This is a genomic window from Arthrobacter alpinus, from assembly GCF_001294625.1.
Lineage (GTDB): Bacteria > Actinomycetota > Actinomycetes > Actinomycetales > Micrococcaceae > Specibacter > Specibacter alpinus_A.
Genome location: NZ_CP012677.1, coordinates 43,955 through 57,255, shown reverse-complemented (window position 1 = coordinate 57,255; position 13,301 = coordinate 43,955). Strand labels below are relative to the sequence as shown.

The following is a 13,301-nucleotide window of genomic DNA, read 5'->3' as shown; positions in this document are numbered from 1 at the left end:
GCAGCCCAGGGGCCACCATCCTCCGAAGGTACATTCCAGCGGTGGCATGACGAACGCTCAGAACCCGAGGTGGAAGGCGGTCTGAGACCACAGGATGTAGCCGTTGATCCCACCAAGGATCGCCGCGATGGGACCGGTCCACAGCAAGATCATCCCGCCGCCAGAGGCCAGCCTCGAGGATTGGCTAAGTTTTCCCGCCAAAAGCATGGCGGCCCCAATGATCGCCACAATGGCGATGACAATAAAGGCGCCGACCAAGATTCCTCCACCAATCTGCTTGAGGGAGTCCAAGAAGGGAAAGCTGCTATTGGGGACGATTCCGGGGTCCACTGGCGCGAAATTCATGACACTACTCCATCCGGATGTTAGACGCAGACCTTGCGTTTGCTTCTCCACTTCCATGAGCCATCTGGCCCCGACCTGCATGACTTGCGTTCGCCGTCGAACTTTAGGCGGCGGGTGCGGGTTCGAGAAGGGTGAAGTACTGTGTTCCGGGATTCCAGCCCACGGGATGGAGCAGTGTGCCCACCGTGGGATTCAAAGCGCTGTACATCATCCCTGCCCCCGCGTAAATACCGACATGACCCCAATGGTTTGGCCCATCCGGATTCTGAACCACCAGATCTCCCGGCTGCGGCGCGGAAGTGGGGTGCCCAGCCAGCCACTGCTCCGTCCGAGGCAACGCAATCCCTACCTGGGCATAGATCCATTGCACGTAACCGGAACAATCCCACGCCTTGAACGACATTCCGCCCCACACATAACTGCCACCCACACCTTCCTGGGCATACCGGAGAATGGCTTGCCGTATCCCGCTCAGGTTGGCCGGGACTAGCGGTGAGGACGGTGCGTCTGCAGGCGCCGCTTGTAGGCAAGTTTGCGGGACGTTCGTCCCATTGACGGACGCCATGATGGCCAGAGCCGTGGGCGCCCAACGTTCGTAGAGCTCCGGGAACGCGGACACCTGCACAGCCTGGGCCGCCTGTCCCAGACCCATGGACGTCCAGCCCGGGATGTCCAGAAGACCAGGAGGGGAGCCGTGGTTGGGTCCCCGCGGACCGCCAAAGAAAGCTTGGGCATCGTAGGCGGGAGTCATGAGTTCTTGGACGCTCCCCCACCCTGCGCTGGGGCGCTGTTGGGCTGATCCGAGGGAATCATGGTCGTAGCCCAGACCGTCATGGGGCATGCTCAGCGATTCGGGGACAGCAGGATTGGCCAGCATCTTCAGCCCGGATTCTTGAAGAGCGACCATGATGGCAATCTGGATCCCCTTCTCCGACACACCCAGGGGCTGGCCCACCGTCATATAGCTTCCGGCGACACTTTGCTGCTGAGGGTCAAGTACCAGGGGTACGCCGCCGGGCCCCGGAATCGTGATGCTCCCAACGCCGTTGCTCAGTGGGGTTGCCGGTTGTAGAGCAGTTCCAGTGGACGCCGATTCTTGAGATGCCGACGTGCAGGATGAGCTTGTACCAGCGATCTGGGCAACAAGGATGCTTGTCCCGCCGAGCAGGGCGACCATTCCCACGGGGACCACCACGACCAGCGCGGCAAGTGCTTTCTGGATCAGTCGCGCTTTCGCGATCGCGGCCAGGGCTGTCGTGGGCATCAGTAGACGATTCTGCTGGCCGAGGTGTAAAAACCGGCCAGTGCGCAACGATTAGCCGGCGCCGTTACCGCCGGCGGGCAGTTCACCATGACGCTGACCGGAACACGGTAAGCAGTCGCGTGCGGATCTGCCTCGGAGCGGTCGGTTACGCTGACCGTCATGGTGCAGACATGCAGCCCGGCCCACGGGGCCGGATGGTCCCGAAATTGTGCCAGCGCATTGTCACAGCTGGTTTGGACAACTGTGGCCGTCCGGTAGGCGCCATAGGCGGAGAGTTGCGCGAATGCTGCCGAGTTAATCCCAGTTTCCTCAAACTCTTGCGTGTACACGGTGAGCGGGTTGGAACCATCTGAGAGGACCATCCACCAACTGCGCACATGCGCATATGTCTGCGTATAGCTTGAGGTCCGTGTATCCCAGGTGTACAGCGCACGGGCAGTGTCCTCGGCGTACTTCTGGAAATCGAGGGTCTGAGGCTCCCCCGGCGACACCGTAACATCAGTCGGCGCTGTAATCGCTGCGACTCCAGAACCTGAATCTGTCGCCATTTGGCTCGCCACGGGTAGGGATGTCGGAACACTCGTGGCCCGTTGGGACGTGCCGACGCCTGGGGCCAAAAACAATACGATGACCACGGTCGCTAGGACTCCCAGTATTGCGATCAGAAACCACTGCCGCCGGGAACGGGGCAGGTAGCTCTTCCATGCTGATAGTCCGTGCATTGGAGACCTCCTTTACCCCTCCATGCAGCAAAGGAGGCCAGGGCATATGATCCAGTCGCGTAGAACCTGCGGCGGCGTCCCAAGCCAGGCCCCGCCGTCGTGCGCGTCCCAACGACCTTGATGCGAGCTGCCACGGTCGGTGCGTGATTACTGGGTACAAAAGGGCGCGGGGCGAAGCGACGTTCGTAGCCTCAGCGTCACATTGGCATGGCCTGCGCCGGGTGTGACATCCGAATGACCTTCAGTGCCGCCAGGTACAGCGCCCTGGCACGTCCGGTCTGGACTGCGACGTACCGGGGGGTGACGTTAGTCTTGGCTGCTATGACGGGAAGTGCGGCGAGACGTTCCGGTCCGCTCAACTTGGGAACAACGATCGTTGCCGCGATGGTGCGATGCAACTCGGTGGGTAGGCACTCCGAGGCGCTCGTAGCCATGACGGCCTCATTTGCGTCGTTGGAATCCACCACGGCCAGTGCGTTCCTTACCGTGATGGCCACTTGGCGCACGAATTTCAAATCCCTGCGCGCCCTGCGATAGGCAGGGGTGTCTGCCCGGTCAACAACAGTGGTTGCTACGCCGCTGCTGTCGTCATAGTCATCCAAGAGAAGGAACATGGCTGAGCCCCAGGCTTCTTCGCCGGCGCACATCCGTGTCAGTTTCAGGACATTGATCGCCCAATCCCGATCGGCAACACCGGCAGGCTCCGGCACGGCTTCCTGTGGCCGGTCGAAGGCTGGGTGGTCGTCGGATTCCTCCGTGAAGAGGGGAACCGTGAAATGGGCGGATGCTTTGGCGATGTGAGCTGTGCAAACGTTATTGGCAATGCCCTGGACCCATGCCCCGAATCGGATGCCGGGCAGCGGTTGGTACCGTCCCCGCGACACTCCAGACCATACTGCGATGCGTATGTCCTGAAGTACGTCGTCCGTCTCGTTGGGAAACCCAGCCCGGGCCAGGCGTGAGCGAACAAACCGGGAAATATCATCCACGGCAGTCATGACGTCCTCGCCACGGATAACAGGACCGTTGGCCTCGGAATCAGGCCTGAAATTGCCCGGAAGCTGGTCTTTGCGGTGGGACGTTCGAGCTGATGCATAGGTGACCATCGTCGTCTTCGTTCGTAAGAACTGCACGCTATGAAAATGGCCTTCTCGCTGTCACGAACATACGGCGGCGTTGCGGCCCGGATGGTTTCCAGCACGGGTGCCAGATTCCGAAAGATGATATTAACTAGTGTCGTCACCGGATTTGCCCATGTCAACGGGGTCTATGTAAACCTGTGGATAAAGGGGCAGAATAGAGACATGCCTAAGATCACGCACCCGGTAGATTTGGCTTGGACCTCGGATGTGGAAGCCGCCATTGAGGCTTTCGGCAATCGAGGGCGCAACGAAATTATCCGGTTCCTGGAGGAACGCGGCCCAGTACCCCGTGGCGACATTGTGGACGCCGTGAGCGCCGGGGAGGCGAGCATCGCCCAGCATCTTCTGGCGCTTGAAAAAACCGGCGTCATCATTGTGGACATCGTCCAGGGCCGCCGGCACGGCAGGTCCCCTCGCTATTCCGTCGATGACGACCGAATCACGGTTCTATTGGAGGCTCATCAGGACTATCTGCGAAATCGCCGGCAGCCCCTCTCCCCGGACGCGGGGGAACACCTGCGTTGAGGTATTCGGTGATGGCCTCCAACGTCTCCGGTGAAACATCCCCCAGCGTTTGTTGTGCGAAGGACTTCACCCTGTCGGCCCGCAATGAGTGGACAGGTTCAAGCTGCTCCCAAACTTCTTCGGAAATTTCTATGTCCCCGACAGCCATCAGGTAGTCAGGGGTTACGTTGAAATAGCCTGCCAGGGCCGTCAGCAATGGCCGGTCTTGGATTACGTGCCCTTTGCCGTCCTTCAAGTAGGACCACCGTGCCCTAGACAAGTTCACGCCGCGGGTCGCCAGTGCCTCGCTGATTTCCCGAAAGGTCAATGGCTGGCCCCGCTCGGCGACGGCAGTGTCGAGGAGAAGTTTAAGCCGTCTGGAAAGTTCTCCTTGCGGCGTGAGTCCTGGCCCCGGCGATGCACTTGGGGTTTCCTGGTCCGCCATCTCTCTCCGATCCAAATCTTGTGGCTTCCTCAAGTATCGTCTGGGACATCGACTGCGACAAGGCCACCAGAGGCTTTGCCGTTTCCGTGAAACAACTGCTGCACCGGTAGTCAGTGGTGAGTCCACAGCTGCGGATCATCCGCCTGCCCACGGAAATCTTGTATTTATTGAGGTGCCTCAAGGCTTCGCAACTGTAGAACGAATCCGAATAGACCTGCATCAACAATCAGATGCGACCAGCTGCAAATCTGTTAATTGTGGATACCGCCCAACGAATCCTGACTCCCCATCCAAAGTCATGCAGCTTTGATGGGTATATGGCATGGAATGATGAATGCCACACAATTAAGGAGCCCAAAATGACCGATCAGCCAGCCGAGCCAACAACCACTCAAGCCTTCGCTGAAGAGTGGTTGTCCCCGACCGAGATCTGCCGTGAGCTGCAGATCCCGCTGCCAACCTTTTACCAGTGGCGTTCAAGGGGAGTTGGTCCCCACGCATACAAGATCGGGCGCCACGTGCGCGTTAACCGGACGGATCTTGATCACTGGATCTCACTCCAATCGGAGACTTGACATCTAAAAATAAGGAGACCATCAGATGAGTAGACAACCCCTCCCCCTCGGTGCGTGGGGAACCATCCATACCAAGCGTACGTCAGCCAAGACTTCGCTCGCTGAGACCCGCTACCGTGACATGGACGGAAAAGTCCGCCGGGTGGAGGCGCGGGGCCCGTCCGCGGCTGCCGCACGCCGAGAATTGCAACAAAAGCTTGCCAACCGCAAGACCCCGCGATTCGGCTTGGTCACCAGTACCGATAAGATCGACCGTCTCATTGAGATATTTCTTGTGGACCTGGAGGCGTCCGACAGGGCTGCACGCACCAAGGACAAATACGCCTACATGGTGAAGAAACACATCTCTCCCAGGATCGGCTCGATCAGAATTGGCGAGGCGACTTCTGGCCTTGTTGACCATTTCATTCGCTCAGTTGTCGAGGACTCGGGGCCTTCCACTGCCAGAACTTGCGGCGCGGTGCTCTCTTGGATGTTCAAGGTTGCTCTGCGCCACGACGCCGTCGTCGTCAATCCGGTTCTCGGGGTACAAATTCCCCGGCTTCGGACGAAGAAGCCTCAGGCTTTGGACGCGGCACAGTATCAGAACCTGCGGAAGAAACTCATTGCGTGGGAACGAGCCCCGGCGCTTGGCCGGCCGCGTTCACAAGAACTCCACGAAATAGCGGACGGCATGGTCGCTCTGGGTGTTCGACCGGGGGAGCTCTTCTCACTGCTATGGGAAGACCTCGACTTGGAGGCAAACCCGCCCACCATCTTTGTCCACACCACTGTCATCAGAACCACCGTTGGTGGAGTCAGGATTCAGGACCATCCCAAGACCAGACACGGCATCCGCCAGCTCACGGTCCCTGATTTCTTAGTCAAGCAACTACGCAAACGCCGCCTCCGCCAAACAAGATCTGCGATCTCCAACCCGCTGGGCCTGATCTATCCATCCTCCACCGGCACCGTGACAGATGCGAACAACGTTGGCAAAGTCTGGCGTGAAGCGTCGGACGCGATTGGCTACGGCTGGGTGACACTGAAGACTTTCAGGAAAACCAATGCAACCATGATTGCTAGGACCATGGGAGCTGAGGCCGCCGCCTATCAGGCTGGCCATTCGAAGGTGTCCATGACGCAGGAGCACTACATTGAAGAACGCCGCGGGGCTTTGGATACTAGGGCTGTCATTGATGTTTTCAAGCCGTCACGCAAATCTAAACAAGCGCGACCCAAGCATGATCAGGCTCAATCAGCTGACGGACAGGCCCTACAGACGAAGGAAACTGAGCCTCTCGAAAACCCTCCAAAAACAGCGGCATCTTTCAGGCTCTAATTACGCGGCACAGCCACGCCCGCATGAAATACCGAGGCCAGGATTGCAATGCCACCGTGACGGCGCCATGATGCAGAAATCTCTCGAAAGACTGCCTCGTTTGCCTCCTTAATCGCTTGATGTACTTTGGGGTCTTGTACAACGCTGCGGCAGACCTGGCGCAGCCGAGGGTCTTGAATCAAAATACCGGCGGTGATCGCTATCCCAACAGCGGCAATTGACGCTGTCCCGAGCGGGCCAGTTTGATTAGTTATATTCGCTGGATGCCTGAAGCTGTCAGGTCTCGTCTGCTCCTCAGGGGGATTGAATTCATCTTGCGAACCGCTGGGATTACTCGCGCTCATGTCTACTCCTTGTTATATTTGGTTAGGGCTACAATAAGTTAGCCCTAAGTTAGCCTGAGTTTAGGTGAATCCAGGAGTGAGTGTCAACAGATGGCCACCGAACGTTCGGTTAGAGACATGCGCCTTACCGCCCAGGCGACGGTACTAAAAGGGTGGGGGAAGCAGTGGCGGAGGGTAAACGGTAAGAGCCAGCAGGATCTTGGCCGCGCTGCCGGATACGGCAGCGAAGAGAGCCCTAAGAGTGCCGCAGTGGCCATTTCCCGCATTGAATCAGGAAAGACTGATCCGACAGGCCGACACCGCCAACGTCTACTCGATGCCCTCGGACACAGCGAAACAGAACTGGAGAATGAGACCGAGCGCGAACTCGCGGTTCCTCCTAGGCAGGCCCCCCTCGCTCGGGCCCTTGCTGGACCGGTTTACGAAGAGAACGACTCAAAACGAACTCAAATCATCGCCAGATCGAACCTCTTGAATGATCGAGTGGCATTCCAGCTTAAGAACTCCGAAAAATCACTTGAAAATGCGCGCAATAACTTCATCCTTCCGTTCCTTGAAACTGCGTCAATAATCGATTGGAAGCCTCTACTTGACGCCCAACGTGTCGAGTTGTCTGCTGCCATGAAGGTTGGGGCATTCGGCGGTAAGGCAAAAACTCAAGAATTTGAAATTCGCGGCTTAAGGAAGCAGACACAAGTTAGCGTCCTTAAGACGCTGACTGACAGTACAGCCGGCGCTATCGCTGGCGTCGGGCTAGGCGCCGGAACTGCAACCGGAGTGTTTGCGGCAGTCTCGGCTGCGGCAACTGCCTCAACTGGGACAGCTATCGCTTCATTGTCTGGTGCAGCCGCCTCTAGTGCGACGCTGGCGTGGCTCGGTGGTGGCTCGCTAGCAGCTGGTGGCATGGGCGTCGCTGGCGGCACCGCAGTTCTAACTGGGATAGTTGCTTTGCCTGCACTACTAGCGGTGGGAGGGGTTCTCGTCTGGAAAGGCCGAAAGCTACGAAGAGAGGCTGATGCCGAGGCTGAAAAGCTCGATGCCGCGCAGCAAGCATTGGAAGATATGGAAGAAGCATCGCAACAGGCCGCGTCGTGGAATGAAACGCAACAAGTGATCATCCAACGTGCCGAATTGCTCGGTCAGACTATACACGCCCGGCATGTGGCACCCCTTGTTTTGGCGCATGCTACCGACACAGTTGAAGACCAATCGATCAAGTGGGACACCCTTTCTCAGTCTGCCCAGGAACTTTTGAAAGTCCAGCTGAAGCTACTCAGCATCATTCTCGATACCCGAGCATTGCCGGTCTGGTTGGGGGTCACGACAGTCAATGAGCCCGAGCTCACGGGAAATCAGGAGAAGAGCGCCACATTTTCCAAAGACTGGGTAAACGAAAGCCTCGTACTCTCCCAACTAGACCTAGACAACCTTGAAGACTGGGTGCGTGGGTTGATCGCACGGGATGCCCACAGCTAAAGCAAGTAGTGCAAGAAATGTCCGCCCTTGCTGATAAACAAGTTACAGAAAACCATAAAACCACCACATTATGAGGGATTCATTGATTGGGTTTAGAACGCTCGCGTCTACCAGCGCGCATGACGCTGAGCGGAAGATTGCAGGCATCTTAGAAAACTGGTTCAAGTCCAAAGGATTCGAGGATCTTCCAGAGCGTGAACAGAAGTCTGACAGCGCTAAAGGTCATACCCTTCAGCACCAGTACCGCGAACTCGACAATGGCACGAAGGCCTTCCGCTGGGTATACACCGAGCAGTGGGATAAAGCGCCGTGGCAGGAAGATGGACTGAACCAAACAGCCAAAACTCACATTACACTCGCCACAAGCGGTGAAACCGTATGGTTTTTAGCTGATATTCACCCTCCACTAGAAAAAGGTCGTTACGGAGAAAGGCCTCGCGATACCGCCACACCAACTTTCGTAAGAACATTGCTCGACGCTGTGGAATTCTATGACGGGCAAACCCTGCTTCCCACTGGTCACTCGCTCGCTGAGTCCGCGGAGTCATTAGACGTTGTGCTGAACTCGATTCAAGATGACGACCGGCGAGGAATGGTACTTGTCAGCACCCCTCCAATACGGCAAACGCCTACGCTGTGGCAAGAGACAATCCGGGACGTTCTACGCGGGACGCAGGGACTTACCAGCGTGCACATGATCGCGCCTGAGAAGCTGGATGCTTTCAATGAGTGGGCGGGAACAGCGCACGGACTTATGCCGGGCGCAATTCGCACATACAAGACTGGGGTAAATTTTGAGAACCCTTTAGACGGTTATGTTCACCGAATCATGCAACATCATCGAATCGTCGGTGAGCACTCCAAGAAGCTGAACTCGATTCTTCGCCGGTCGCTTGTCGCTGAGCTTGCCAGCGCGGAGTTACCAGACGTCTTACGTCAGGCTGATGTAGCATTCCGCAAGGTCGTGCGACAGCACCTATCATCCGCTGGACTTGAGAATAGCTCAGTATCATCTGAACTTCAGGATGAGAACAAGGAACTGACCGAACTTCTTGAAATGTCGGACCAGGAAAACAGCGAACTTCGCAATCGCGCCGAGGATGCCGAAAAGTATCTCAAAAACCTCATAGAAGACAATGAAGTTCTCAACCTTGAGCTGTCCTCCCAGCAGGACCAGTCAGACCGCATCCATGCCGATAACCGTGTACTTAAACGAAAGCTGTGGGATAGAGGTGATGAGTCTGCCTACCTCCCCGTCGTGCCTCATCTTGAATCAGTCAAACCGCCAGAGACCTTCACTGAACTACTAGAGCGAATTGGTGAGATTCCAGGAGTCCTATACTGTGGCGACGCGGAGACAACCGTAGAACTGGATGAATTCACCGACCTTGGGGTCAGCGTAGTTCAAAAGACGTGGGAAGTACTACGCACCTTTGACGCATACGCTCAGGCTCGAGCCGACACGGCCTTCGAAGGTGGAATCTTCCAATACCAGCGGAATCCCGAACACGGGCATTATATGCGTATCCGCCAGATCAGCGCCCACGAATCCGACACAGTTCAAAAGAACCAAAGAATGCGCGAACAGAGAACTTTCGCTGTTCCAACGGAAATAGACCCTACGGGCCAGATGATCATGTACGCGCACATACCTCTAGCAACCGGGCGCGGACGCTCACCACGCCTCCATTTTGAAGACACATGGCCTACCAATGGGCGCGTCACCATCGGCTATATCGGCGCCCACCTAGATAACAAATCCACAAACTAAGAGGAATACCCTTTGGCTACACCCACCAGAAATAAACCTGCAACCACCCCTAAGGCCCATGTTGAAAAAGCTCTCAATCGAAAAGTGGGGACTGCCCCAGCTTTTCGCCTGTATGCTTCAGAAGTTCCACGCGACGCATACGCGCTCTTGATCTTCGCGCACTCGGTCCAGTGCCCGATAGAGCGTACAGCTGAGAACAAGTTCCAGATCGTCTCGACGAAGGAACAAGGCAAAAAGTTCACAATCACCAACGACGCGCAATTCCGCAGAATGTTCAATCAGATCGTCAAAGCGTTCCTTCCAAGCCCGGATCAGCGTATCGAATACCTGAAACGTGCCGAACAGTACGCAGAAGTATGCCTTTCTTTTGCCGACGAGCACGCGGAAAGTGAAGGCTACCTGCCATTGGAAGCCGACAAAACAGCGCCACTGGAAGAACCAACAACTACCGACCCTTCGGTGGACACACCGGCTGAGACTGAACTGCCCCCGGCATCGCCTACAGTGCCTTTACCTTCGGCGTCTGAAGGAAGTCGTAAGGCTAAAAGCATCAAGCCCTACGGTGTGAAGGAATACCAGACCCAGAATTATGGTGTTCTGCGTGACTCTTCCGCAATCCTCGAAGTGGAATACGAGGACGGAAGCAAAGCGTTCCGCTGTGCCTTGTGTGATTTTGAACGCGGCAGCCACCACAGCATCAACGGGCACATGGGGAAGCATTCTCTTGAAGACCGCAAAAAAGCCGTGGCCAACCCCAACCGAAATTTCGTGAAAGGTCTTTCGTGGGAACCAACCCCACGGCAAAGCAGCGGGATCACCCGCCTAGCCAACGAAATCGCTCAAGCCATGGAACTAGGACTATCTACGCCTGAGAGCATTGCTAGCGCGATCATCGAGGCACGCGCCAAAGACCCACAGCGCGATGATGACGATGATCCGACGGTCAGCGAGATGACCCCGGAAGAGCAACTTGATGCAATCCGACGCATCCTCGGCACTGATATTGCGGCCGAGGAAGAACATGACCAGCAGGAAAAGCTCATCACCGGGCTACAGAACCAGATCGACGCTATGCAAGTTGAAATAGGGCAGCTGCATGAGACTAAAGCTACTTCCGATAAGGAACTGGCTGGTTTTAGGGCGTGGCTCGATAGTTCACCTGGAAGGAACTAGGCCACCGTGCACGACGGGTGCATCACGTTCAGCGTGATGCACCCGTCGTCTGCACCGACAATTAATCGGCCATGCAGAAGTGGCTGGGCCCGTAATCACCTAACACGGTTCATAGTCCTTTGGAATCATGAATGGCTTAGTCAACGCCAATAATTCCGTACGCCACGGCCCCTACTTATTTGATGACCCCAAATCTAACCTCAAACTTTCATGAGGTAGGGCTTCTTGTTGATCAGGGCTGGCTGTCTGCCTGACGGTTCCTATTGTGACATCTTGGCCGCTGGCCGTGTGGCGGTTGTTGGTTGACTAGTTCCACGCCGGTCTCGGAAATACTGGTACTTTCAAGAAATGTGGCGGGATGGTGCGAGCTTCGCCCGTGGCGAACTCAGTGCCGCAATATGTTTCATCTTTTTGGGCAGCAGCTGCACATCCGGCGCCTTCGTGGAAACTTTGGGGGAAAGCTGCTGATTTGGCCGGCTACGAATGGGTGGCGCTGAAGACTTTCAAGAAAGCCACGGCCACGCGTATCGCCCGGACCATGGGGCCGGAAGCCACCGCCTATCAGGCCGGCCATTCCAAAATTTCCATGCCCCAGGAGCACTACATCGAAGAAACCCGCGAGGACTTGGACACCAGGTCAGTCACGGAGGCGTACCGGCCAACGGGTGTCGACAAGCTCAACTAGCTGACGAACAGGCTTCACAATCGGACGCACCCGCCCCAGAATCGGCAGCACCAGTCCCACCGCTAGGGGCTGACAAATCTCCACTTTGAGAGGATCATGAGCCTCATGAGGACCCGACAAAAACAGCGGTAACTAGCGGCAAATAACGAAAATGGAGAGTTAATCTGGAGAGTTTGTGGAGAGTTAAGGACGAATAGCCCCTTTCGGGGCCATTCTCACTTCCAAAATCCCTGTGTTTCCGGGCTTTTTGGGCCCCCTATCAGATTCGAACTGATGACCCCCGCTTTACAAGAGCGGTGCTCTGGCCAGCTGAGCTAAGGAGGCAAACGCAATCAAGCGCTATACAAGGCTACCGTAAGAAGTGCCAGAAACTGAAAACCGGCCCCCGCAGTGAACATACTGCGCAACAAGCATGCAAACGCAGGGGCCGATTCCAGAAAGGCTCCAGGAAGAAACTAGGGCAAAAACCTACTTCTTGGCGGCGACGATCCCCTTGACGAAGTCAGGCAAGGTGCCGTCTTTCCACTGCTTACCATCGATGAACACCGTCGGTGTGGCATTGACGCCGTGTGCTGACGCCAAGCCACTGCCGTTGGCAACATAAGGACGGTAGGTTTTGTTGTCAAGGCAACTGCTGATATCGGCTGCCCCCGCCTCGGTGGCCAGCTTCTTCAGTGTCGCGTTGTCCAGGCCCTTGCTGTTCTCAGCAGGCTGGTTGGTGAACAAGGAATCAAAGAACGCCTTGTACTTCTCCGGTGAGGTATCAGCCACGCAGGCGGTCGCAGCTGCGGCGCGTGAGGAGTAGTTGGTACCGGAGGAGAAGCGGTCCAGGAAGTTCAGGGGACGGTATTCCAGCGTGATGGTGCCATCGTTCTGCCACGTCGTCAGTTGCTCGCTGTACTGCTTTTCGAAGCTATTGCATGCCGGGCACATGAAGTCCAAGTAAATAACGGCCTGAGCCGGCTTGCCAGCGTCCGTAGCCTTAATGCCGATTCCATCGAGGCCAAACGCCGCCGTGGGGGCGGCCGTCGGCATCGCCGGTAGCTTCCCCGTATCAACAGAGGCGTCGGTAGTGGTTGGGGGAATCAGCACGCCGTCCTTGCCAAATTCGATCCCACCATACACGTTGGTGTTTGCAGGGACCGGACCGGTGGTGGCAACTGGCTCATTGGCCTTGTTCGTCTGGATGACGATCAAGGCGATGATGACCACAATCACCACGGCTGCGGCAAGCACACCGCCACGGATCAGCCAGCTGTTGCGCTTTTCCTTCTTGAGCTGCGCATCACGAATCGTCTTGGCCTGCTCGCGCGCCTTTGCTGTGCGTTCTGCACTGGTCGGCCGTGGTTGGTTCTTGGAGCTCATAGTTCCTCAGGTCTGTGGGCATGGAAATAGGGCCGCATGGCGGCAACTCTGTGAATCATCTTAGGCGACGAACCTTGGAGAAAGCCTAAGGCAGCCCACTTCCCTGTGCCGATTCCCCACACCGGCTAAGCTGGCACCAAATCAACACCTACTTATTGGAGCCCACGTG

The 13,301-nt window shown here is 56.7% G+C and carries 13 protein-coding genes and 1 tRNA gene; 7 read left to right on the top strand and 7 right to left on the bottom strand.

Going from position 1 to position 13,301, the window contains the following annotated elements:
* Window positions 1-57: 57 nt before the first annotated feature.
* From AOC05_RS00215 to AOC05_RS00200, 4 genes are all read right to left on the bottom strand, one after another.
* Window positions 58-345: a hypothetical protein gene (locus AOC05_RS00215; protein ID WP_062004628.1), complete on the bottom strand. Its 288-nt coding sequence runs from the start codon at window positions 343-345 to the stop codon at window positions 58-60.
* A 103-nt stretch (window positions 346-448) separates the two neighbouring features.
* On the bottom strand, window positions 449-1,609 hold the full coding sequence (locus AOC05_RS19915) for a C40 family peptidase (protein ID WP_062004626.1): 1,161 nt from the start codon (window positions 1,607-1,609) through the stop codon (window positions 449-451).
* Window positions 1,609-2,157 carry a hypothetical protein gene (locus tag AOC05_RS00205; protein ID WP_157374845.1) on the bottom strand — a complete coding sequence of 183 codons (549 nt, stop codon included), beginning with the start codon at window positions 2,155-2,157 and terminating at the stop codon, window positions 1,609-1,611. The genes AOC05_RS19915 and AOC05_RS00205 overlap by 1 nt, the downstream gene beginning before the upstream one ends.
* A 371-nt stretch (window positions 2,158-2,528) precedes the next feature.
* A complete protein-coding gene (locus tag AOC05_RS00200) occupies window positions 2,529-3,329 on the bottom strand; it encodes a sigma factor (RefSeq protein ID WP_197277858.1) in 801 nt (266 codons plus the stop codon).
* A gap of 306 nt (window positions 3,330-3,635) precedes the next feature.
* On the opposite strand from AOC05_RS00200, the gene AOC05_RS19160 reads away from it, so the two are divergent.
* From AOC05_RS19160 to AOC05_RS00180, 3 genes are all read left to right on the top strand, one after another.
* Window positions 3,636-3,998 carry an ArsR/SmtB family transcription factor gene (locus AOC05_RS19160; RefSeq protein ID WP_157374843.1) on the top strand — a complete coding sequence of 121 codons (363 nt, stop codon included), beginning with the start codon at window positions 3,636-3,638 and terminating at the stop codon, window positions 3,996-3,998.
* 654 nt (window positions 3,999-4,652) lie between these two features.
* Window positions 4,653-4,997, top strand: coding sequence for a helix-turn-helix domain-containing protein (locus tag AOC05_RS20625; RefSeq protein ID WP_082357627.1), 345 nt, complete (start codon window positions 4,653-4,655; stop codon window positions 4,995-4,997).
* 25 nt (window positions 4,998-5,022) lie between these two features.
* A complete protein-coding gene (locus AOC05_RS00180) occupies window positions 5,023-6,318 on the top strand; it encodes a tyrosine-type recombinase/integrase (RefSeq protein ID WP_062004614.1) in 1,296 nt (431 codons plus the stop codon).
* Here the strand turns inward: AOC05_RS00180 and AOC05_RS19155 are convergent.
* Complete coding sequence (locus tag AOC05_RS19155; RefSeq protein WP_157374841.1) at window positions 6,315-6,662, bottom strand: hypothetical protein; 348 nt, start codon at window positions 6,660-6,662, stop codon at window positions 6,315-6,317. The genes AOC05_RS00180 and AOC05_RS19155 overlap by 4 nt on opposite strands.
* 249 nt (window positions 6,663-6,911) lie before the next feature.
* Between AOC05_RS19155 and AOC05_RS00175 the strand changes: the two genes are divergently transcribed.
* From AOC05_RS00175 to AOC05_RS00160, 4 genes are all read left to right on the top strand, one after another.
* Window positions 6,912-8,138, top strand: coding sequence for a hypothetical protein (locus AOC05_RS00175; protein ID WP_157374839.1), 1,227 nt, complete (start codon window positions 6,912-6,914; stop codon window positions 8,136-8,138).
* A 70-nt stretch (window positions 8,139-8,208) separates the two neighbouring features.
* A complete protein-coding gene (locus AOC05_RS00170) occupies window positions 8,209-9,909 on the top strand; it encodes a hypothetical protein (protein WP_157374837.1) in 1,701 nt (566 codons plus the stop codon).
* 12 nt (window positions 9,910-9,921) lie between these two features.
* Window positions 9,922-11,082 (top strand): hypothetical protein, encoded by a 1,161-nt coding sequence (locus tag AOC05_RS00165; protein ID WP_157374835.1) that lies wholly within the window; start codon window positions 9,922-9,924, stop codon window positions 11,080-11,082.
* Between the two features lie 469 nt (window positions 11,083-11,551).
* Window positions 11,552-11,767 (top strand): hypothetical protein, encoded by a 216-nt coding sequence (locus tag AOC05_RS00160; RefSeq protein ID WP_062004604.1) that lies wholly within the window; start codon window positions 11,552-11,554, stop codon window positions 11,765-11,767.
* Window positions 11,768-12,017: 250 nt separating this feature from the next.
* Here the strand turns inward: AOC05_RS00160 and AOC05_RS00155 are convergent.
* Window positions 12,018-12,091 (bottom strand) — tRNA-Thr (locus AOC05_RS00155).
* A 144-nt stretch (window positions 12,092-12,235) separates the two neighbouring features.
* A complete protein-coding gene (locus AOC05_RS00150) occupies window positions 12,236-13,132 on the bottom strand; it encodes a DsbA family protein (protein WP_062004602.1) in 897 nt (298 codons plus the stop codon).
* Between the last annotated feature and the right edge of the window lie 169 nt (window positions 13,133-13,301).